20 protein-coding genes are annotated in these 22,280 nt (G+C 35.1%); 18 read left to right on the forward strand and 2 right to left on the reverse strand.

Features of this window, described 5'->3' with window-relative positions:
- Positions 1-14 precede the first annotated feature (14 nt).
- The 7 genes from BR44_RS10690 to manA all read left to right on the forward strand — a co-directional run bounded on the left by BR44_RS10690 (position 15) and on the right by manA (position 8,737).
- Positions 15-1,736 (forward strand): ABC transporter ATP-binding protein, encoded by a 1,722-nt coding sequence (locus BR44_RS10690; protein ID WP_034552651.1) that lies wholly within the window; start codon positions 15-17, stop codon positions 1,734-1,736.
- Positions 1,736-3,583: an ABC transporter ATP-binding protein gene (locus BR44_RS10695; protein WP_034552653.1), complete on the forward strand. Its 1,848-nt coding sequence runs from the start codon at positions 1,736-1,738 to the stop codon at positions 3,581-3,583. The genes BR44_RS10690 and BR44_RS10695 overlap by 1 nt, the downstream gene beginning before the upstream one ends.
- 191 nt (positions 3,584-3,774) lie before the next feature.
- Positions 3,775-4,968, forward strand: coding sequence for a GNAT family N-acetyltransferase (locus BR44_RS10700; RefSeq protein WP_034552654.1), 1,194 nt, complete (start codon positions 3,775-3,777; stop codon positions 4,966-4,968).
- Between the two features lie 254 nt (positions 4,969-5,222).
- Complete coding sequence (locus tag BR44_RS11745) at positions 5,223-5,462, forward strand: VOC family protein (protein ID WP_211249880.1); 240 nt, start codon at positions 5,223-5,225, stop codon at positions 5,460-5,462.
- Positions 5,463-5,837: 375 nt separating this feature from the next.
- On the forward strand, positions 5,838-6,575 hold the full coding sequence (locus tag BR44_RS10710; RefSeq protein WP_034552657.1) for a glucosamine-6-phosphate deaminase: 738 nt from the start codon (positions 5,838-5,840) through the stop codon (positions 6,573-6,575).
- 94 nt (positions 6,576-6,669) lie between these two features.
- The gene (locus BR44_RS10715) at positions 6,670-7,692 is read left to right on the forward strand and encodes a serine hydrolase domain-containing protein (RefSeq protein ID WP_034552659.1); all 1,023 of its coding nucleotides are present in this window, start codon (positions 6,670-6,672) and stop codon (positions 7,690-7,692) included.
- A gap of 88 nt (positions 7,693-7,780) precedes the next feature.
- The gene (gene manA / locus BR44_RS10720; RefSeq protein WP_034552661.1) at positions 7,781-8,737 is read left to right on the forward strand and encodes a mannose-6-phosphate isomerase, class I; all 957 of its coding nucleotides are present in this window, start codon (positions 7,781-7,783) and stop codon (positions 8,735-8,737) included.
- Between the two features lie 47 nt (positions 8,738-8,784).
- Here manA and BR44_RS10725 read toward each other — a convergent pair whose 3' ends face one another.
- Together BR44_RS10725 and BR44_RS10730 are read right to left on the reverse strand one after the other, a co-directional pair.
- Positions 8,785-9,462, reverse strand: coding sequence for a type 1 glutamine amidotransferase (locus BR44_RS10725; protein WP_034552663.1), 678 nt, complete (start codon positions 9,460-9,462; stop codon positions 8,785-8,787).
- Between the two features lies 1 nt (position 9,463).
- The gene (locus tag BR44_RS10730; protein ID WP_034552666.1) at positions 9,464-10,813 is read right to left on the reverse strand and encodes a Mur ligase family protein; all 1,350 of its coding nucleotides are present in this window, start codon (positions 10,811-10,813) and stop codon (positions 9,464-9,466) included.
- A gap of 620 nt (positions 10,814-11,433) precedes the next feature.
- On the opposite strand from BR44_RS10730, the gene BR44_RS10735 reads away from it, so the two are divergent.
- The 11 genes from BR44_RS10735 (at position 11,434) to atpA (ending at position 22,271) form a co-directional block, all read left to right on the forward strand.
- Complete coding sequence (locus tag BR44_RS10735; RefSeq protein WP_034552668.1) at positions 11,434-12,003, forward strand: thymidine kinase; 570 nt, start codon at positions 11,434-11,436, stop codon at positions 12,001-12,003.
- Positions 12,004-12,117: 114 nt separating this feature from the next.
- The gene (gene prfA / locus BR44_RS10740) at positions 12,118-13,194 is read left to right on the forward strand and encodes a peptide chain release factor 1 (RefSeq protein WP_034552671.1); all 1,077 of its coding nucleotides are present in this window, start codon (positions 12,118-12,120) and stop codon (positions 13,192-13,194) included.
- Positions 13,184-14,026: a peptide chain release factor N(5)-glutamine methyltransferase gene (prmC, locus tag BR44_RS10745; RefSeq protein WP_034552674.1), complete on the forward strand. Its 843-nt coding sequence runs from the start codon at positions 13,184-13,186 to the stop codon at positions 14,024-14,026. The genes prfA and prmC overlap by 11 nt, the downstream gene beginning before the upstream one ends.
- A gap of 79 nt (positions 14,027-14,105) precedes the next feature.
- Positions 14,106-15,128 carry an L-threonylcarbamoyladenylate synthase gene (locus BR44_RS10750; RefSeq protein WP_034552677.1) on the forward strand — a complete coding sequence of 341 codons (1,023 nt, stop codon included), beginning with the start codon at positions 14,106-14,108 and terminating at the stop codon, positions 15,126-15,128.
- Positions 15,129-15,193: 65 nt separating this feature from the next.
- Complete coding sequence (gene glyA, locus BR44_RS10755; protein WP_034552679.1) at positions 15,194-16,423, forward strand: serine hydroxymethyltransferase; 1,230 nt, start codon at positions 15,194-15,196, stop codon at positions 16,421-16,423.
- A gap of 700 nt (positions 16,424-17,123) precedes the next feature.
- Positions 17,124-17,753 (forward strand): uracil phosphoribosyltransferase, encoded by a 630-nt coding sequence (upp, locus tag BR44_RS10760; RefSeq protein WP_034552682.1) that lies wholly within the window; start codon positions 17,124-17,126, stop codon positions 17,751-17,753.
- A gap of 794 nt (positions 17,754-18,547) precedes the next feature.
- Positions 18,548-19,261: a F0F1 ATP synthase subunit A gene (atpB, locus tag BR44_RS10765; RefSeq protein ID WP_034552685.1), complete on the forward strand. Its 714-nt coding sequence runs from the start codon at positions 18,548-18,550 to the stop codon at positions 19,259-19,261.
- Between the two features lie 41 nt (positions 19,262-19,302).
- Positions 19,303-19,521 (forward strand): F0F1 ATP synthase subunit C, encoded by a 219-nt coding sequence (gene atpE, locus BR44_RS10770; protein ID WP_034552687.1) that lies wholly within the window; start codon positions 19,303-19,305, stop codon positions 19,519-19,521.
- A 124-nt stretch (positions 19,522-19,645) separates the two neighbouring features.
- Entirely contained in the window at positions 19,646-20,161 is a 516-nt protein-coding gene (gene atpF / locus BR44_RS10775; RefSeq protein ID WP_034552690.1) for a F0F1 ATP synthase subunit B, read from the forward strand.
- Positions 20,148-20,690 (forward strand): ATP synthase F1 subunit delta, encoded by a 543-nt coding sequence (gene atpH / locus BR44_RS10780; protein ID WP_034552692.1) that lies wholly within the window; start codon positions 20,148-20,150, stop codon positions 20,688-20,690. Before atpF ends, atpH begins: the two co-directional genes overlap by 14 nt.
- A gap of 33 nt (positions 20,691-20,723) precedes the next feature.
- Positions 20,724-22,271 (forward strand): F0F1 ATP synthase subunit alpha, encoded by a 1,548-nt coding sequence (atpA, locus tag BR44_RS10785; protein WP_034552695.1) that lies wholly within the window; start codon positions 20,724-20,726, stop codon positions 22,269-22,271.
- The last annotated feature ends 9 nt before the right edge of the window (positions 22,272-22,280 follow it).

Genomic DNA, 22,280 nt, shown 5'->3' on the forward strand with positions numbered 1-22,280 from the left:
GAGGAAACACTAGTATGATTAAATTAGCTAAACGGATGAATGGCTTAGCAGTAATGGGGGCAATCATATTTATGATTATTCAAGTGGTCAGTGATCTATACTTACCAAACCTAACTGCAGACATTATAGATAACGGAATAGCAACAGGAGATATTGATTATATCATCTCAGTAGGGTTCAAAATGCTTGGTTTTTCTTTATTGAGTGTAGCTGCAGCGACAGGAAACGTATATTTAGCATCACAGCAATCACAATTATTAGGAAAGAATATTCGAAGTAGTGTTTTTAAAAAAGTATCTTATTTTTCAAATGATGCGATTGATGAAATTGGGACTTCTTCGCTTATTACAAGAACAACTAATGATGTCGTACAAATTCAAATGGTTGTTATGATGGCTTTAAGAATGATGATACAAGCACCCATTATGTTGGTTGGAGCAGGAATAATGGCTTATACTAGAGAACCAAAGTTAGCTAGTATTTTCTTATATGTTCTTCCAGTTTTGGCTATTTTTATGATTACAATTATGTATTTTGCAGTACCTTACTTCAAAAAAATGCAAAAGAAAACAGACCGTTTAAACTTAGTTTTTCGTGAAGGTTTAACAGGGATACGTGTCATTCGAGCATTTAATCGAAATGAATCAGAAACAAAAAAGTTTGATGAAGCCAATAAAGATTTTGCAAACAACTCTATTAAAGCCAATACAATAATGAGCTTTATGTTGCCTGTTATGACACTAATCATCAGCGCAACCAATATTTCAATTATTTGGTTTGGTGGTCAATATATTGGTGATGGTCTGATGGAAGTAGGTAACCTGATTACCTTTATGACTTATGCATTCCAAATTTTGATAAGCTTTATGATGCTTGCTATGATCTTTGTTTTTATCCCAAGAGCACAAGTATCTGCTGCTCGTGTCAATAAAGTTCTAGCGACACAGAGTGTGGTTAAAGATCCAGAAAAACCGACTAAAGTAAATAGGGTAGATAAAGGAACATTAGAATTTGAACATGTTGATTTTCGTTATACTGGAGCTGAACAGTTAGCTCTTGAAAATATTGCTTTTAAGAGTACTAAAGGAGAAATGGTAGCTGTTATTGGTGGGACGGGTTCCGGTAAATCAACTTTAGCTAACTTAATTGCACGCTTTTATGACGTTGAGTCGGGCAGTGTTAAAATTAATGGCGTAGATATTCGAGATATAAATCAAAAAGAATTGCGCAATATGATGGGTTATGCTCCTCAAAAAGCAGTTCTGTTTACTGGAACGATTCGCTCAAATATACAATACGGGAAATCTAATGCAACAGATGAAGAAATTTGGCATGCATTAGAAGTAGCGCAAGCTAAAGATTTTGTTTCAGAATTACCAAAAGGGTTAGATAGTCACGTAGAACAAGGCGGCGGAAATTTCTCTGGTGGTCAAAAACAACGATTAAGTATCGCTCGTGCATTAGTTTCTAAAGGCGATATATTAATTTTTGATGATTCTTTTTCTGCTTTAGATTTTAAAACAGATGCAACATTAAGAAAAGCATTGATTGAAGAAGCAAAAGATTCAGTTGTCGTTATTATTGCACAAAGAATTAGCACTGTAATGAACGCTGATGCAATCTTGGTAATGGAAGCTGGCCGAGTTGTTGGAAAAGGCACACATGAAGAATTAAAAGAAACGAATGTAACCTATCAAGAAATCATGAACTCTCAAATGAGAGAGGAGGAACGTTAATGAGAAATGCAGGACCAAAAGGTGAAATACGTAAAGCTAAAAATTTCTGGGGCACATTGAAAAGATTGCTTGGTTATATGTCTAGTCGCATGCTTGCGATAGTTTTGGTCTTTATCCTGGCTATCATAGGAACAGTATTACAAACGAGAACACCAAAAATTTTAGGAGAAGCAACTACAGAAATTTTTAAAGGTGTGATGTCAGGCATGAAAATGAAAGAAGCTGGCCAAGTTGTTGGGAAATTACCTATTGATTTTGATATTATCGAAAATGTATTGATTACTGTGGCTATCTTATATGTCGTATCTGCTATTTTTCAATATTTCCAGCAATTTACAATGACACGTGTAGCTCAAAAAACCGTATATGATTTACGAAAAGAATTAAAAGATAAAATGAATAAAGTTCCAATGAGCTATTACGATACCCATTCCAACGGAGATATCATGTCGCGTGCGGTCAACGATATGGACAATATTGCGAATACGCTGCAACAAACGTTAACTCAATTCGTGAACAGCTTTGTTTTGTTTTTTGCTGTATTGTATATGATGTTAAGCATCGACTTACAAATGACGCTAATTGCTTTTGTGACAGTTCCATTGAGTGTGCTAGTTATCAGTTTAATCGCACCGAGGTCACAAAAATTATTTGCCGCGCAACAAAAAAAACTAGGTTTATTAAACAACCAAGTTGAAGAGACATATGCGGGTCATGTCATTGTTAAAATTTACAACCGTGAAGAAGCGGAAATTGAATTATTTGAACAGCAAAATGAGGAACTGTATCAATCATCATGGAAAGCTCAATTCTTTTCTGGCTTTGTCATGCCCATGATGAATTTTATTAAGAATGTTGGATACCTATCGGTAGCTGTTGTTGGAGGAATTAAGGTAGCAAATGGAACAATGACCTTAGGGAATGTCCAAGCATTTTTACAATATACAAACCAATTTAGCCAACCCATGAGCCAAATGGCAAATTTAGTTAATACGATTCAGGCAACCATTGCTTCAGCTGAACGAGTATTTGAAGTGTTGGATGAAGAAGAAATGATAGAAGAAAAATCAAATGTCACACCGATTCCAAATTCACCATACAAAGTTTCATTTGACCATGTTCAATTTGGCTATGGAGACGACGATGAAGAATTATTGATGAATGACTTTAACTTAAACGTCAAAGAAGGACAGATGATTGCCATTGTCGGTCCAACTGGTGCGGGTAAATCAACGTTAATCAATTTATTAGAACGATTTTACGATGTTAAAGATGGAAGCATTAAACTAGATGGTGTGGATACAAGAGATAGGACTCGTGATGAATTGCGTTCACACTTCAGTATGGTGTTACAAGATACTTGGTTATTTAATGGAACTATTTTGGATAATATCAAGTACGGTAGTGAGAAATATGGTCAAGATGAAGAACGTGTCTCAGCCGCTTCTAAAGCCGCCCATGTAGATGATTTTGTTCATACTTTACCAGATGGTTATGATACTGTTTTAAATGAAGAAGGCAGCAATATTTCTCTTGGTCAGCGTCAATTAATTACGATAGCCAGAGCCTTTTTGGTTGATCCAGAAGTCTTGATTCTAGATGAAGCGACCTCAAGTGTAGATACCAGAACAGAAGTTTTGATTCAAAAAGCCATGCGTAAACTGTTACAAGGTAGAACAAGTTTCGTAGTTGCTCATAGACTGTCAACGATTCGTGATGCGGATAACATTATCGTTATGAACGAAGGAGATGTAATGGAAACCGGAACACATGATGAATTAATGGCACAAGAGGGGTTCTATGCTGATTTATATAATAGTCAATTTGCTGAGAAACCAGCTGTATAGAAAATGGTTTAACGAATCCCACCCTCTACACATAGTCTTTATATGTGTAGAGGGATTTTTTGTTAGCTTATTTTAAAAAAAATCAACTATCAAAAATTAGCAAAAAATGTAAAGGGGAATAAAAATTCACGGATATTAGGGAGTATGTTAAACTAAAAGAAAAAGACAAAGTAAGGAAATGAGGGAAATAAATGACTGAATACAAAACAATGCAGTTTGAACAGTACAAAGAGATGTTAGATTTAGCAAACTATGCATTTAATAAAGATAAAACAGCAAGTCGTGAAAAAAAATTTAAGCAACTTTGCTTAAATTCAGACTGTTATGGTGCTTTTAAAAATAATACCTTACTGAGCCAACTGATTGTACGCCCAATGGAAGTTTATTTACATGGACAAACCTTTAAAATGGGAGGGATTGGATACGTTTCCAGTTATCCTGAAAATAGAGGTGGAGGAGATATTGCTCAGTTAATGGCGTTATCTTTAAAAAAAATGAATGAACAAGGGCAAACATTGTCTTACTTGGATCCATTTTCTTATTCTTTTTATCGCAGATATGGTTATGAACAGTGTTTTGACGAGCTAAACTATACGATTGATGTAAATGAATTGCCAAAAATACAAAAAACTATTGGATCTATTCGACGGGTTAAATGGGAAGATGCAAAAGCAAGTCTCAAAGAAATTTATAAAAATCGTTACCGAACAAGTGTAGGACCTTTAAAACGTAGTGAGTGGGATTGGGAATTTTTGATGTTATCAAGAGAAGACTCTTCTATTGCTTTATATTATGATGAAAAAGGAAAAGCTCAAGGTTATTTGATTTATTCTTTCAAAGGACAAACAGAAGGAACGTTTGTCTTACAAGAGATGGTTTACCTATCACAATCAGCTTTTAAAGAGTTATGGAACTTTGTTTCATCACATAAAGCGAGCTTTCATACCTTTATTTATAAAACAGGAGAACATGAAAAGATAGCTTATCTATTTGACAACCCAAGAATCAAACAAGAATTCATTCCTTCTATGATGGCTCGAATCGTGAATGTTGAACAATTTTTATTAGCTTATCCTTTCAAAAAACAAGCTCCTCAAACCTTTTATTTGAAAGTTAAAGATGAACAAGCTGATTGGAATGCAGGGCTTTGGAAAGTAGAATTGCATTTGACAGATAGAAAAGTGACTCTAATAACAAGAGAGGAAGAAATTCTCCAAGAGTCTATATTGACTGGAACAATTCAAACTTGGACTCAAGTTTTTATGAACTATCGAACAATTAAAGAATTACACTTTTTCGAGCAAATTGAAGGGGATAAACAATTAGTTGCTGAGATTGCAGAATACATTCCAGAAGGCACTCCAGTTTTATATGATTATTTTTAATTGAAATAGGTCACCAATTCTTCGTGCACATGAATCATTTTTTATCAAACTTATAAAAGTATGTGGATAAGAAGGGTGAAGTAAAGGAAATTAAAAAAGAAATTGAAAAAGGGATAAATTTAAATAAAAACACACCTATTTAAGGAGTAGTTTTAACTATTGAAAATCTAAAGGATATGAAATGATTCTAGTGGTATTGCACGCTACACAAGTAAAAGGCAGCAAAGTTCTTTTACAAATTTTTTTTAACAGGATTGTATCATTTAGTCTTATTGTTGCCTACTCGAAAAAATTTAGGTGAGAGGTTGAAACCTATCTTTGTTTCTGATTATCTATTAACAGGTAATAGGAATCATGGCTATAGCGAAGCCTTTTATTTAGATGGTCCAAAAAAATTAGAAGGTAAACAATATGTTTATCAATTGGACAAAACACCGCATGTCCTTTCATTGAAGAGTACTAACGGAAGTGGAGTAAAAACCGTACAAGAATAATTCAAATAATAGACCTTAAAAGGCAGTATTCTTTTATGGTCTATTATTTGAATTATTCTCTAGCCGATAGAAGATAAAAATGCTATCTCTATTGAAAACACCTATGTTCCATTTTTTTTAAAACGATTTCTATGCTACTATTAAACTGAGGACAGAAAAGGCTAGATTATAATTAAAAAGGTGGTTATCACAAAAGGAAAACGCCTACTTATACAGAGGAAATCATACTTAATGACTGAATCAGAAAAAGAATAATCGGTAGAATTTTTCTGGAAAATAGGACCAAGTATGCAATGAAAGTAAACCGTTCTCTTGAAAAATGAGAGAAGATAAAGATAAAGATAAAGATAAAGATAAATAAAAGGAGAAAATAAAATGGACGTTATTCAAACAAAAAACTATGCAGAGCTATCTCAAGCTGCTTACAAAGTAATAGAAGAGACAATTAAAAAAAATAATGGAGCCGTTATTAATACAACAACTGGTGCAAGTTATGATGGCACATTTGAATTGCTTGTTGAAGCAATAAACGAAGACAAATTAGCCATTGATCAAGCGATTTTCACAAATTTAGATGAATATGTTGCAGAACGGGATAAACCATTTACTGTCTATACGTATATGCATGAAAAGTTTTATGATTTAATTAAAACACAACCTAAATATAGTGGCTTGCTAGATGGCAGTACAAAAAATTTACAGGCTGAGATTAACCAGTATAATGAACTGTTGAAAAAATACTCTAGAGATTTACAGATTGTTGGTTTAGGTGTTAACGGACATTTAGCTGCCAATGAACCAGGGACACCCTTTGACTCTCGTCTGTTTATAGCAGACAGCGATGAATCAACCATTCAGAGCACGATTGCCTATCAAAAGTTAACTTCTGAAGAAGCACCCACTCAAATGTTGACAATGGGTTTAGCAGACATTATGGAAGCTAAGCACATATTGGTAGCTTCATCTGGGATACGAAAAGCTCAAGCAGTTAAAGATACACTAGAAGGCCCTATTAGTGAAGATTGCCCAGCATCTATTTTGCAAACCCATCCAAATGTGACATTCATTATGGATGAAGACGCAGCATCATTGCTAGAAAAAAACTACCGCTAAATTAGTGAGATAGTTAAGCTTATGGAAAAGATACCCATAAGCTTTTTTGATTCATTCATTCATAATAAGATATGCGTATCTGGTAATAGAAAGGATGACAGGAGTGTACCCTAAAACAAGAACAGCGGTTAAAAAATTAATTAAAGATACAATCATACCTGGGGCAAGCTATGCATTTATTAAAAATGGCCAACAGGAAAGTTACCGAGAAGGACTAGCAGCAATTTATCCAAAAGAAGAACGCATTCAAAAAAATCAGCAATACGATGTGGCGTCTTTGACAAAAGTGATGCTGACAACAACGGTCATCTTACAATTGTTGGAAAATGAAAAAATAACCTTAGAAGATTCGGTGTATAACTATTTGCCAAGCTTTAAATCAGATGAAATAACGATTCGTCACTTGTTAACCCATACTTCCGCACTAAACGGATTTATCCCCAATCGAGATAATCTATCAGCTAGTGAATTGAAATTAGCGCTTTTATCTTTAACACCAGATACCACTTTAGGAAAAAAGGTTAAATATGCGGATATTAATATGATTTTATTAGGATACATCATAGAATTTATCGAAAAGGATGCACTATATTCTGTTTTTGAAAAGAAAATTCTTAATCCATTGGGATTAACCAATTCTACTTATCACCCCAGTAATCCAGTTCAATGTGCACCAACTCAAAATCATCCTCAACGAGGCATAATTAGAGGAGAGGTTCATGATCCTAAGGCACGGGTACTTGGCGATCACTGTGGCAGTGCCGGTTTATTTTCTACACTCGATGATGTCACTCGTTTTAGTCAGATGATGCTTCAAAAAGGTGAATTAGAGGGCACTCGGATACTAGCAGAAGCAACGATTTCTAACTTGACAAAGGATAGAACACCCAATGGGAAATTAAGTCGTTCTTTAGGTTGGGATTTAATACTAAGAAAAGAAGAGAGCTTTCTTTTTCATACTGGCTTTACAGGAACATTTATTATTCTAAATATAAAACAACAAGAAGCTTTTATCTTTTTGTCCAATAGAGTTCACCCTACTAGTGATAAGGAAATTTATCTAGCAAACAGGAATCACCTAATAGAGACGTACCTTTGGGAAAGTGAAACAAAATAGAAAGCCTATTTGTAATGAAAGCAATATAAAATCGTTTTCAACTGTGGTAAGATAAATAAGAAGTATGCATATGGGAGGAATTTTAAAAATGACTGAACCTTTGTTTTTAGAAGCCGTTTTACAAGAAAGAATTTGGGGCGGGACGAAATTACACGACGTATTTGGCTATGATTTGTCTAGTGATAAAGTAGGAGAATGCTGGGCAATTAGTGCACATCCTAATGGTCCAAGCACAATACAAAATGGACAATATAAAGGAATGACTCTAGAACAACTTTGGGAAAAGCAGCGCGCTGTTTTTGGGAATGCTAAGGGAGAGGTTTTCCCGTTATTAACGAAGATATTAGATGCAAACGATGACTTATCTGTACAAGTTCACCCAGATGATGCTTACGGATTAGAGCATGAAGGCGAACTGGGTAAAACAGAGTGTTGGTATATTATCGATGCTGATGAAGGAGCAGAAATTATTTATGGACATCATGCTAAAACTAAAAAAGAACTAGAAAAAATGATTCGTGAAGGCAAATGGGATGAGTTATTGCAACGGATTAAAGTAAAAAAAGGTGATTTTTTCTTTGTACCAAGTGGGACCATTCATGCTATTGGAGCAGGTATTCTGATTTTAGAAACACAACAATCTAGTGATACGACTTATCGTCTTTATGATTACGACCGCAAAGATGATGCAGGAAAATTGAGAGAACTGCACATCCAACAATCGATTGATGTGACAACAGTTCCACACGTAGATGCAACAAAAGAAAGCAAGATAGAAAAATTAGAGAATGTTGACATCACAACATATGCAAAAACAGACTTCTTCAATGTTTATCAATGGGAGATTAAAGGGAAAGCAGCCTTTGAAGCTAGTGCTCCATATACATTGGTGAGTGTATTAGAAGGAGAAGGGATGCTTTCTGTTGAATCGGGTGATTATTCATTAAATAAAGGAACAAGCTTTATTTTACCCAATGATATTGAGAACTGGTCTATTGACGGCAGACTACAAGTCATCGCTTCAACACCAGGAATAAAACTTTAATAGATCAAAAAAGGATTCAGACAATTTATTTTGTCTGAATCCTTTTTTTAAGCGAATAACTCTTCAGCTTCTTGAGGGAAACGTTTTTTAACGGCTTCTTTTAAAATTCGATCGGTCAGTGTAACATTTTGAACTAAGAGTGGCCCGTGAAGATAAGAACAATAAGTTTGTTTGTAATGGGCCCCTTCAGTTTTGTCTTCACCATTGTTACCTTGACCTTTTTCGACGATTCCTAGTGGTTTAACGTGATCGCCTAAAAAAGTTCGACCATTGTGATTTTCAAAACCCTTATAGGTTTCATCAAACTCGTCATTTTTGATAACAATATCTCCAATAAAACGACTATGATCTTGATTAAGTGTGTAACAATCAATTGCGCCAGCGCCATTAATTTTTGTTCCAGCAGCGTCAACATAATAATGCCCCAGTAATTGGAACCCACCACAAATGCCAACCATTACTCCATCATTTTCAATGTAAGATGAGATATCCGTTTTTTTTGTTTGCAAATCCTTGGAAACGATACGCTGTTCGAAATCTTGTCCTCCTCCAAAAAAAACTAAATCATATTTAGAGGGATCAAACGTTTGATTTAAGCTGATAATTTCAACATCAAATAAAATACCCTGCTGTTTAGCACGATGCTTAAGCATCAATAGGTTGCCATTATCCCCATACGTATTTAATAAATTACCATAAAGGTGGCAGACATTTAATTCAATCACGTTACATGCCTCCTTTAATATAGTGCTGATTAGCTAGCTCTTTTCGTAACTGTAAAACAGCTGTATAGGTCGCCAAAATGTGGACTTTTTTAGTAGGAGCTTGTTTGAAACTCTTGATTAAATCACTAATATCGGGAATGACTTGCAAGTCATCCGGTAAAATACCAGCAACTTCCAAACGAGTCTTGATATCCGTTACCCGTTCGCCACTGACGGTAACTTGTTTGATGTCCATCTCAGAAATACTTTCATAATCGGCATCCCAAATCCAACTGATATCTGTTCCATCAGCTGCGTTGGCATTTAAAATAGAAACTAAAGAGAATGGCTCTGGATCTCGACCAATCATATCTAGAACTTGATTTAGTCCCACAGGATTTTTGACAAGATTAACAGTAATTTCTTTATCTTCAATTTGGATAACTTCCTGACGGCCAAAAACGCGCTTAGAAGATTGGAAACCCGCACGAATTTGATCAGCTGAAACGTCAAAAATCCTGCCAATGCTGTAAGCAGCTAAAGCGTTATAAATATTGTATTGTCCGCCAATGGTGATTTCAAACGTCTCACCATCGATAACAAAATGAGAAGATTGGTGATCCATTTTAAGAATATCCGTCATACGATAGGTTAATTCAGGACGATTAAAGCCGCATTCAGGACAATAATATTTACCTAAATTACTATAAGAAATAAATTTATAGTGTAAAATGTTGTGGCAATGAGGACAAAGTACGCCATCCGTATTATAATGAGCCTGCGTTTCACCATCCGGTAAATGATCAAACCCAAAGTAAACTCGTTTATTCACAGTTTCTTTTGAATTAAAAATGGGAGCATCTCCATTGCTAACGATTAAAGCATCAGGTGCCAAGGCCGCTCCATCTAGCATAAGTTGATAAGTGGTGTAAATTTCACCATAACGGTCCATTTGATCGCGAAAGACATTCGTAAAGACGATAGCTTTTGGTTTCACATATTTTGTTACATGAACCAAGCTGGCTTCATCGACTTCTAAAATAGCTACTTTTTTCTTAGATGTCGTTTTATAAGAATGGTGTTCTAAAAAAGTTGAAATAATGCCTTGTAACATATTTGCGCCTGTTGGGTTTGTAATAATGTCTGGGTATTTTTGTTTTAAGACTTGATAAGTTAAAGCTGTAGTTAAAGTCTTTCCGTTTGTTCCGGTCACAATAACCACTTCATAATCTTTAGATAGAGCTCCTAAGACGGTTGGGTCTAATTTTTGGGTTAACATTCCAGGATAGCTGCTTCCACCTTTAAAAAAAGTGTGAAGTCCCCAGCGGGTTGTTTTTCCTACCATTGTGGCAAAAGTGTTACGTATACTCAATTGAGTTTCCTCCAATAATAAATAAAATGGTTTACTAATACTATTAGCTATTCTAGCATAATTTTTTTGATAAGCTATTAAAATTCCTTAACATGTTCTATTATACCTGAAAAATGTATCTATGTTCTTGAAATCTACTAAATGTCTCAAGGGTCATGTTAAAACATGCTCCTCTCAAAGGAATTCTGGCGGCTAAAATTTAAAATATTGGTAGCGTACGCTTTAAAATGGACAAGTTAGAGATAAGAATGGACGAGTGAAGAAGAAAATGTTGAAAACTTGTCTATTTTCGTGAATAAGATACGACAATTGATAGTATCAATTTGAAGTTGTCGCAAAGAAGAAAGGTTAATCTGGCATTGTATGATTGTGTAATAGGAAGTTATATTTCTTTACTAGTACTAAAAGTAGTTCTGTAAAAAATAGTAGAAACAATTTAGAATAGATAAATTGTTTTGCTAAATCCTAAAATCAAAGTAGAAACAAAAAAACAAAAGAAGGTTTAGTTTATAATGGAAATCAGACTCATTCTATTTTTCTTTTACAAATTTAATGCATTATCCCTAAAACTACCGTATAATTCAAAGAGATTCCCTATGAAAGAAAAGAGGATATAAACTATGGCTCAGCTTTTTTTTAAATATGGTGCAATGAATAGTGGCAAAACGATTGAGATACTTAAAGTTGCCTATAACTACGAAGAACAAAATAAACCTGTTGTAATCATGACAAGCGGATTAGATGACCGGGATGAAGTTGGAATGGTTTCGAGTCGAATTGGGTTACGTCGTGAAGGTATATCTATTTTTGATGATACAGATATCTTTGAAATAGTTCAAGAACTTGATTTTACTCCTGCTTGTGTTTTAATAGACGAAGCGCAATTCCTGAAAAAAGCGCATATTTTACAACTAGCCAAAATTGTTGATGACCTAGATATTCCAGTAATGGCATTTGGCCTAAAAAATGATTTCAAAAACGAATTATTTGAAGGGTCTGAGTATTTACTTTTGTACGCTGATAAAATCGAAGAGATGAAAACGATTTGTTGGTACTGTCACAGAAAAGCAATTATGAATATGCGTTTAATTGATGGGAAGCCCGTATATGCAGGCGAACAGATTCAAATAGGTGGGAACGAAAGTTATTTCCCGGTTTGCCGTAAGCACTACTTCAATCCACCATTATAGTAAATAAGGTGACGGTACGAATAAACAAAAGAGTAAAAAACGATTGTATTTCTGTCCGGAAATTTAAGGATAAATAAATACGAAATACAACGAAAAATAAAGGAGAAATTCAGTATGTTTGATAGACTAGCAAGCGTCGAAGGACGTTATGAAGAACTAAACGAATTGTTAAGCGATCCTGATGTGGTTAGCGATACAAAACGTTTAATGAAATTAACAAAAGAAGAAGCCAGTCTGCGCGAGACGGTAAAAAATTACCGTCGTTATAAAGAAGTCGAAGCGGATATCGAAGACACCTTAGAGATGTTATCAGAAACGTCTGATCCAGAAATGACTGAAATGGCAAAAGAAGAGCTATCAGATTTGAAAAAAGAAAAAACAGAAATTGAAGAAAAAATGAAAGTCTTAATGCTACCTAAAGATGAAAATGATGATCGTAATATCATCATGGAAATTAGAGGAGCTGCTGGTGGAGATGAAGCAGCGTTATTTGCTGGTGATTTATTCGGAATGTACCAAAAATATGCAGATGCTCAAGGTTGGAAAACAGAAGTATTGGATGCAAATATCACTGGAATTGGTGGCTATAAAGAAGTAACCATCATGATTACAGGAGAAAATGTGTTTTCAAAATTAAAGTATGAGAACGGGGCACACCGTGTTCAACGCGTCCCTTCTACTGAATCACAAGGGCGTATTCACACGTCAACTGCAACGGTTGTCGTGATGCCAGAAGCAGAAGAAGTGGAATTAAATCTTGCTGACAAAGATATCCGTGTAGATATTTATCATGCGAGTGGAGCTGGTGGACAGCACGTAAATAAAACAGCATCTGCTGTAAGATTGACTCATTTACCGACAGGCATCACAGTGGCTATGCAAGATGGTCGCTCACAAATTCAAAACCGGGAAAAAGCGATGAAAGTTCTACGAGCTCGTGTGTACGACCATATTCAAACAGCAGCTCAAGATGCTATTGATACAGAGCGTAAATCTGCAGTTGGTACTGGAGATCGTTCAGAACGCATTAGAACCTATAATTTCCCTCAAAGTAGAGTAACCGATCATAGAATTGGTTTAACTATTCAAAAATTAGAACAAATTTTGGGTGGTAAACTGGATGAGATTGTAGACGCATTGATCCTTCATGACCAAACAGAAAAAATGGAGCAATTGAAGAATGAAGATTAATGAAACATATAGAGAAGTCCTAAAATGGGCTTCTTCTTTTTTAGAAGAAGCTGGACAAGACAGCTTAGCGGCTGAGATGTTAGTGAGAGAAAGACTTAACTGGTCTAAAACGGATTTTATTGTTCATTTAGATCATTGCATTACTCCAGAAATAAAACAACAATGGGTAGTTGATGTTAAACAACACAGCACAGGTATTCCAATTCAATATTTATTAGGATATGAATGGTTTTTTGATAATAAGTTTAAGGTGACTTCGGACACATTGATTCCTCGTCCTGAAACAGAAGAAATAGTCGATAAATTTTTAAAAGAAGCACCAAAAAAACCTTTAAAGATAGTGGATATTGGAACAGGTACTGGAGTTATTGCTATTACGATAAAAAAAAAGCGCCCAGAAGATGATGTAACAGCAATCGATTTATCTGAAAAGGCTTTATTAGTTGCTAAAGAAAATGGCAAAAACCTTCAAGTAGAAGTACGATTTCTTTTGGGAGATTTAACTGAGCCTGTGGAAAAAGAACAATTCGATGTTATTATTTCTAACCCGCCTTACATTGGTGTGGATGAAAAAAAATACATGGATGATTCAGTTTTAAACTACGAACCCGAATTGGCTTTATTTGCTGAAAATGAAGGTTTAGCCGTTTATCAAAGATTAGCAAAAGAAATGCCAGTCATTCTAAAACCGGATGGACAAGTATTTCTAGAAATCGGATTTAAACAAGGACCTGCAGTAAAAGCTATCTTCCAAGAGGCTTTCCCCACAGCAGATGTAACAATTGAAAAGGATATGGGTGGTCAAGACCGACTGCTTAAAGTGAAGTTGTGATAAAAAATCACATACCTTTGAATAAATAAGAGTATAATAAAATAATTAGCAACGAAATATAAAAGATGGAGGTGGTTTTGTGAACACCAAACTATTTCAACTAGATGAAATAGAACAAGCAGCGCAATTACTAAAAGAAGGAGAACTAATTTCTTTCCCAACAGAAACCGTTTATGGACTTGGAGCGAATGCTATGGATGAAGCAGCAGTCAAAAAAGTTTATGCAGCCAAAGGAAGACCAAGTGATAATCCTTTAATTGTTCATGTAGCTTCTGTTGAAGAAGTAGCTAATTATGTTGAAGAAATTTCAGCACAATCAAAAGAGTTAATGGCTAAGTTTTGGCCAGGCCCTTTAACGTTGATTTTTAAAACAAAACCAGGCGTATTTTCTGAGATCGTAACTGGAGGTTTAACTAGTGTAGGGATACGCATGCCAGATAACCGTGCAACACTAGCTTTAATTCATTATGCAGGAGTACCTTTAGTTGGACCAAGCGCAAATACGTCAGGTAAACCTAGTCCAACAACGGCAGCTCACGTTTACCATGATTTGAACGGGAAAATTGCCGGTATATTAGATGGTGGTGAAACAGGTGTAGGATTGGAATCAACTGTTTTAGATATGACAAATCCTGAAAAGCCGACCATTTTAAGGCCAGGAGCTTTGACAAAAGAAGAATTGGAATCTGTTGTAAAAAAAGTTTATCTAGATCAACACCTTATTACTAAAGAAGAAAGTCCCAAAGCACCTGGGATGAAATACACCCATTATGCGCCTAATGAAACCGTAGTTATTGTGAATGGTGCAGATGAGCAGTGGCAAGAAGCGATTACTTACTATCAAAGCCAAGGCGAAAAAATAGGGTTATTAGCTAATGAAAACCGAATAAACCAATATAAATCAACCGTAACAGCCGTGTTTTCTTTAGGAGATAAAAACGATGCAACAGCAGCAGCTAAGTTACTCTATGCGGGCTTGCGTTTTTTTGAAAAAACAGCAGTCACATTAATATTAGCCGAGTCTTATGAGAATAAAGGTATAGGTGGAGCGTATATGAACCGTCTAGAAAAAGCAGCAGGAAATCGTTTTTTTAGAAAATAGTCCTAAAACGTAGTTAAAACATAGTGTTATACTAAAATGAACTTATTAGAGGATGTGGGTTAAAAATGGAGTTTAGAGAATTTGATAAAGAAGTATTTGACGCAATTGACCAAGAAAAAAAACGCCAGGAACAAAATATTGAATTAATTGCATCAGAAAACTTTGTTTCAAAAGGAGTACTTGCCGCACAAGGTAGTATTCTAACAAACAAATACGCCGAAGGGTACCCAGGAAAGCGGTATTACGGTGGGTGTGAATACATTGATGTTATTGAAAATTTAGCAATTGAGCGTGCTAAAGAACTTTTTGGAGCTGAATACGCAAACGTCCAACCCCATTCTGGTTCAGGAGCTAATATGGCTGTTTTTAATGCCTTTTTAGAGCCCGGAGATACTGTGTTAGGAATGGATTTGACACATGGAGGACATTTAACACATGGTTCGCCAGTTAACTTTAGCGGAAAAACATATAATTTTGTTGGCTATGGAGTCGACAAAGAAAACGAGTTACTTGATTATGATGAAGTAAGAAGGCAAACATTAAAACATAAACCAAAAATGATTATTGCCGGCGGAAGTGCTTATGCAAGAAAAATTGATTTTTCTTTATTTAGAGAGATAGCAGATGAAGTTGGAGCTTATTTAATGGTAGACATGGCGCATATTGCAGGTCTAATCGCTGCTGGATTGCACCAAAATCCCATTCCGTATGCTGATGTTGTAACGTCAACAACTCATAAAACATTAAGAGGGCCTCGCGGGGGATTGATTTTGGCAAAAGAACAATACGGCAAAGCAATTAATAGCGCAATTTTCCCAGGTATTCAAGGTGGACCATTAGAACACGTAATAGCTGGAAAAGCTGTTGCTTTTAAAGAAGCATTAATGCCAGAATTTAAAGATTACGCAGCACAAATTATAAAAAATGCCAAAGCGATGGAAAATATTTTCAATGCATCAGCTGGACATTTAGTCAGCAAAGGCACAGATAATCATTTGCTATTATTAGAAGTAACGCAATTTGGATTAAATGGAAAAGAAGCAGAAAATCTGTTAGATGAAGTAGGCATCACAGTAAATAAAAATACCATTCCATTTGAAACATTGAGTCCATTCAAAACAAGTGGTATCCGAATCGGAACACCCGCGATCACGACACGTGGATTTAATGAAGACGATTCAAAAAAAGTAGCAGAACTAATTGTAGCAACTCTAAAAACAAAAGACCGACCAGAAAAACGTCCAGCCATAAAACAAGAAGTACTAAAACTAACCCAAAAAAACCCACTGTACTAACAAGATGTGGAGGACTCTGCTCAGTCATGAAAGAAAAATAGGAAATGGCAAAGAGGATGTTTTTTATCCTCACAGGCATTTATCTTTTTTCCGAATGACTAGAGTACGCAACTCAATTAAAACAAGATGTGGAGTGCCGCTTGGTAGTTTTGATTCAAAATTAGGAATCTTGCCGGAAATGTTGCATTTCCAAAAAGAGTATCTATTTTGACGAGAAACTGCGGTACGCAACTCAATTAAAACAAGATGTGGAGGACTCTGCTCAGTCATGAAAGAAAAATAGGAAATGGCAAAGAGGATGTTTTTTATCCTCACAGGCATTTATCTTTTTTCCGAATGACTAGAGTACGCAACTCAATTAAAACAAGATGTGGAGTGCCGCTTGGTAGTTTTGATTCAAAATTAGGAATCTTGCCGGAAATGTTGCATTTCCAAAAAGAGTATCTATTTTGACGAGAAACTGCGGCACGCAACTCAATTAAAACAAGATGTGGAGGACTCTGCTCAGTCATGAAAGAAAAATAGAAAATGGCAAAGAGCTAACTTTCCCCTCTCAATCAGAGAAAGATGAGGTTAATAGCCTATAACTTCTGCATTGAAAAATTAAAACGAATAGAAATGGTAAAACTTCTAGCCTTTAAACAGAATTTCCTTTACAATAGAATTGTTTGAAATCTAAAGAAAATGAGGGCTGAAGATTATGGGAAAATTTCATGTAATAAACCATCCATTGATTCAACACAAGGTTACAATTCTTCGCGACAAGAATACAGGAACGAAAGATTTTAGAGAAGCCGTGAATGAAATTGCACGTTTAATGGCATATGAAGTTTCAAGAGATATGCCTTTGCAAGATGTTGAGATCGAAACGCCTTTAGTTAAAACGACTCAAAAACAATTAGCAGGTAAAAAAGTCGCTATTATACCTATCCTAAGAGCTGGTTTAGGAATGGTTGATGGTACCTTAGATTTAATCCCAACAGCTAAAGTTGGACACGTCGGAATGTACCGAGATCATGAAACATTAGAAGCAGTAGAATACTTTATTAAATTACCTTCAGATATTAAAGATCGTCAATTACTAGTAGTTGATCCAATGTTAGCAACAGGTGCTTCAGCTATTGCAGCAATTGATGCATTAAAAAAACGTGGCGCAAGCTCCATTAAATTTGTTTGTATCGTAGCAGCACCTGAAGGGGTAAAAGCATTAAAAGAAGCACATCCAGATATTGATATTTATACAGCAGCACTTGATGAAAAGTTGAACGAAAATGGCTATATCTTACCTGGCTTAGGTGACGCAGGCGATCGCCTATTTGGGACCCTGTAAAAAAAGATGTGAAGAGCTCTGTCTAGATAGGACAAAAAAACAGGAAATGGCAAAGAGGGTGGTTTTATCCTCATAGCTATTTTCTGTTTTTTTGTCAAAATCTACTGAATACAGCTAAGACACTAGGGTCTGACAAGGCGGAAACAAATTTTTTGAACTTGTCCATTTCCATATAGACGATCAGTTAATCAGTATAATCAAATCGTCATAGTATATAAGCAGGGAAGAAAGGTTAAACAGATAGTGTATGAATGAACATTCCAAAACCTCACTTTTTACTAATTCTGATAAAAATATCTCTATAGAGAAGTATATAAATAATTCAGGTATTAGTTACCTTGTTAATATTAATCAAACATATAAGGACTGTAAAAAAAATTCCTAGAATAAAATGATGATTATTTTATTCTAGGGGTTATTTTTTATTCGTTAAACTAACTCATATCAAGCTATTAAAACCCACAATGCAAATAAATAGATAAAATTTACATGGAAACAGAAATTCATTTCACAATGTTTTGTATTCCGAACTAAATGGTGGTAAGATAGCATTTGTCAACAAGGCTAAACGAAAAACAACTAATAAACCTTTACTTGTCCTTATAATAGGAAGAATTTCATCATAGCTGACAAAAAAAGATACAATAAACATGGATATGTTATGAGAGAAATCAAATAGTATGGTAAAATTAATATCGAGCTTGAAAAAATTCGAGAGGTTACAAACTCGATTTAAAACTAGCTAGTTTTGTTGAAAAAAATAATAAATCAAACGTGGAAAAGAGGTGAACGTTGTGGAACAGGAATCTCCAATACTATATTTATTTGGTTTGAGTTTTAATGTAACAAACATGATTATGACTGTTATAGCCTGTGTTATTGTTTTCTTAATAGCCTTTATTTCTACCAGGAATATGAAGCTCAAGCCAACCGGTAAGCAAAATTTTATTGAGTGGGTTGTCGATTTTGTCAAAAATATTATTTCTAGTTCAATGTCGAAAGAGCAAGGAGATAAGTTTGGTCTGCTAGGTTTTACGCTAATTATGTTTGTATTTGTTTCAAACATGATGGGATTGCCATTAGTTTTAAATGTAAATGGTCAGCAGCTTTGGAAGAGTCCAACAGCTGATCCAATAGTTACATTGTCATTAGCTTTTATGGTTATTATACTGTCTAACTACTTTGGTGTAAGAGAACAAGGATTTAAAAACTATTTCATGAATAGTTTTATTAGACCAGTCCCTTTCTTATTACCTATTAAAATATTTGAAGAATTTACAAATACGTTAACATTAGCTTTAAGGTTGTACGGAAATATTTATGCCGGAGAGATTCTAATAGGCTTAATTGCCACCTTGGCACAAAGTTATGGTGTTTTTACGTGGATTGTCGGTATACCTTTACAAATGGTCTGGCAAGGCTTCTCTATATTCATTGGGAGTATCCAAGCATTCGTATTCACGACCCTGACAATGGTGTACATTTCTCATAAAGTTGAACATGAATAAAAAATAAAAAAAAGTAAGTTAAAAATAAGGAGGAAATTAGTATGGGTTTAGGTTTAATAGGAGCAGCAATTGCAATAGCGGGAGCAGCAATGGGTGCAGCATATGGTTCAAGTAAAGTAATTTCAAAAACAATCGAATCTATTGCACGTCAACCAGAAATGAAAAGTGAATTACAAACATTAATGTACATTGGTGTAGGTTTAGTAGAAGCCATTCCAATCATGGCAGTTGTTATCGCCTTTATTCTAGTATTCAGCTAATAAAGCGAATTAAAATTCCAATTGATATTAGCTAAAAAATAAAAAAGTAAGAGGTAGAGGTAGCAAAGGCGTCTCTGCTTTTTTCGTGGTAGGTTAATCTGAATAGGATAAGGAAGTGAAATTAATGTTCAAACAGTTAGTTTTAGGAGCAACAACTGCAGGAGATACAATTGTTGTACTAGTATCGTTTTTATTATTGATGGTTTTGTTAAAGAAATTTGCATGGAAACCGTTGATGAATATTATGAATCAACGTGAGGAAAATATTGCAAGTAACATAGAAAATGCTGAAATTGCAAAAAACGAAGCTGAACGCCTAGCTGCAGAACGTCAAGAGAAATTAGATAAGACAAGAGCCGAATCGGCTAGTGTTTTAAATAGAGCTAAAGTCTCTGCTGAAAGCGCAGAAAAAGAATTGTTGGATGCAGCCAGACATGAAGCTATACGATTAAAAAAAGATGCAAAAAAAGAAATCGAGAACGAACGTCAAATGGCAATGGCAAGTGTTCGTAATGATGTAAGTTTGCTGTCTATCCAGATTGCTGAGAAACTAATTAGCAAGGAATTAACAAATGAAGGACATGCGGAACTAATCGATAAGTACCTTGAAAGGCTGGCAGATACGAATGAGATTAAATAGAAATATGAATCCATGCCAATTAGCTAAAGCTTTTTATTATGATGCAATTGAAAAGAATACGGAAGATATTGTTTTTGATAACTTAATGGATATCCGTCAAATATATTACGGCAACCAAAATTTGAGTGATTTTTTTAATAATCGTGATGTCGTACAAACGGACAAAGAGAAGATTTTATCAGAAATCACAGAATATTTTATTCCTGATGTCAAACAATTTATTCAAACGATTTATGATTTCCGGAAAATGGATAATATGTTATCCATTATTCATGAGTATGAAATACTACATGATCATGAAAATCGTACAATAGTGGCTAAAGTAACTACAGCTGTCCCGCTTCAAAAAGAACAAGAAGAAAGAATAAAAAAAGTATTCAGCAAAAGATTTAATGCTAAAAAGATATTATTGAATAAAGTTCAAGACAGTGAAGTTATAGGCGGAGTTGTAGTAGAAGTTGAAAATACGGTTTTTGATGGCAGTATCCGTACTAAATTAGACAAACTAAGAAAACAAATGATGAAATAGCTCAAAAAGAAAAAGTTGAAGAGGTGAAAATTTATGGGGTTAAAAGCTGAAGAAATCAGTAAGCTCATTAAGCAACAAATTGAAGGTTTCAGCAGTGAGTTGATTATTGATGAGGTTGGAACGGTAAGTTATGTTGGAGATGGTATTGCTCGAGCTTATGGATTAGAAAATGCGATGGCCGGAGAACTACTTGAATTTTCTAACGGCGTTTATGGGATGGCTTTGAACTTGGAAACGAATGATGTCGGAATTATTATTTTGGGTCATTTCGAAGGCATAGTTGAAGGAGATACAGTTAAGCGCACAGGACGCATTATGGAAGTTCCTGTAGGAGAAGCCATGATTGGTAGAGTAGTTAACTCATTAGGACAACCTGTAGACGGTATGGGAGAAATTCATACAACTAAAACACGTCCTATTGAAAGTCCAGCTCCTGGAGTAATGGATCGACAATCTGTTTTTGAACCGTTACAAACAGGAATTAAAGCTATTGATGCATTAGTACCAGTAGGTCGAGGACAACGTGAACTCGTAATCGGAGATCGTAAAACAGGTAAAACTAGTTTAGGGATTGATGCCATTATTAATCAAAAAGGAAAAGATACGATTTGTATTTATGTAGCGATTGGACAAAAAGAATCAACTGTCCGTTCTCAAACTGAAATATTGAAAAAACACGGTGCAATGGATTATACAATCATCGTAACGGCAAGTGCTTCACAACCAGCACCATTGTTGTATATCGCTCCGTATGCTGGTTTGGCAATGGCGGAAGAGTTTATGTACGATGGGAAACATGTTCTGATTATTTTTGATGATTTAACGAAACAAGCAGTGGCTTACCGTGAATTATCTTTGCTACTCCGTCGTCCGCCAGGTCGGGAAGCCTATCCAGGAGATGTGTTCTACTTGCATTCACGGATGTTGGAACGTGCAGCTAAATTAAATGATGCATTAGGAGGCGGCTCTATCACGGCTCTCCCAATCGTTGAGACACAAGCAGGAGATATTTCTGCTTATATTCCAACAAACGTTATTTCTATTACAGATGGACAAATTTTCTTAGAAAGTGATTTGTTTTATTCAGGTGTGAGGCCAGCTATCGCAGCCGGTTTATCTGTTTCTCGTGTAGGTGGAGCAGCGCAAATTAAAGCAATGAAAAAGGTATCTGGAACGTTGCGTTTAGATTTAGCAAGTTTCCGTGAGTTAGAAGCATTTACTCAATTTGGTTCAGATTTAGATGCTGCTACTCAAGCTAAATTAAATCGTGGACACCGAATAGTAGAAATTTTGAAACAAGGATTACATGAAGTAATCAGTGTGGAAAAACAGGTATTGATTTTCTATGCATTAACGCATGGTTTTTTAGATACGGTCGGTACTAATGAATTAGGACGATTTGAAAGAGAATTTTATGATTATGTTGACAACCAACACCAAGAAATAATTGTTGAAATAAACGAAACAAAAGAATTGCCAGATAGTAAGAAATTAGATGCTGTTATCTCTGAGTTCATAAACAACTTTTTCACGAGTACAGTTGAATCTGATAGCTCAAATTACATTCCAGAAACGATGTAAAGGCGGTGA

The organism is Carnobacterium funditum DSM 5970, from assembly GCF_000744185.1.
GTDB lineage: Bacteria > Bacillota > Bacilli > Lactobacillales > Carnobacteriaceae > Carnobacterium_A > Carnobacterium_A funditum.

Coding starts and splice junctions, on each gene's coding strand:
- BR44_RS10690 (WP_034552651.1), top strand. CDS start 15: ATGATTAAATTAGCTAAACGGATGAATGGCTTAGCAGTAATGGGGGCA.
- BR44_RS10695 (WP_034552653.1), top strand. CDS start 1,736: ATGAGAAATGCAGGACCAAAAGGTGAAATACGTAAAGCTAAAAATTTC.
- BR44_RS10700 (WP_034552654.1), top strand. CDS start 3,775: ATGACTGAATACAAAACAATGCAGTTTGAACAGTACAAAGAGATGTTA.
- BR44_RS10710 (WP_034552657.1), top strand. CDS start 5,838: ATGGACGTTATTCAAACAAAAAACTATGCAGAGCTATCTCAAGCTGCT.
- BR44_RS10715 (WP_034552659.1), top strand. CDS start 6,670: ATGACAGGAGTGTACCCTAAAACAAGAACAGCGGTTAAAAAATTAATT.
- manA (WP_034552661.1), top strand. CDS start 7,781: ATGACTGAACCTTTGTTTTTAGAAGCCGTTTTACAAGAAAGAATTTGG.
- BR44_RS10735 (WP_034552668.1), top strand. CDS start 11,434: ATGGCTCAGCTTTTTTTTAAATATGGTGCAATGAATAGTGGCAAAACG.
- prfA (WP_034552671.1), top strand. CDS start 12,118: ATGTTTGATAGACTAGCAAGCGTCGAAGGACGTTATGAAGAACTAAAC.
- prmC (WP_034552674.1), top strand. CDS start 13,184: ATGAAGATTAATGAAACATATAGAGAAGTCCTAAAATGGGCTTCTTCT.
- glyA (WP_034552679.1), top strand. CDS start 15,194: ATGGAGTTTAGAGAATTTGATAAAGAAGTATTTGACGCAATTGACCAA.
- upp (WP_034552682.1), top strand. CDS start 17,124: ATGGGAAAATTTCATGTAATAAACCATCCATTGATTCAACACAAGGTT.
- atpE (WP_034552687.1), top strand. CDS start 19,303: ATGGGTTTAGGTTTAATAGGAGCAGCAATTGCAATAGCGGGAGCAGCA.
- atpF (WP_034552690.1), top strand. CDS start 19,646: ATGTTCAAACAGTTAGTTTTAGGAGCAACAACTGCAGGAGATACAATT.
- atpH (WP_034552692.1), top strand. CDS start 20,148: ATGAGATTAAATAGAAATATGAATCCATGCCAATTAGCTAAAGCTTTT.
- atpA (WP_034552695.1), top strand. CDS start 20,724: ATGGGGTTAAAAGCTGAAGAAATCAGTAAGCTCATTAAGCAACAAATT.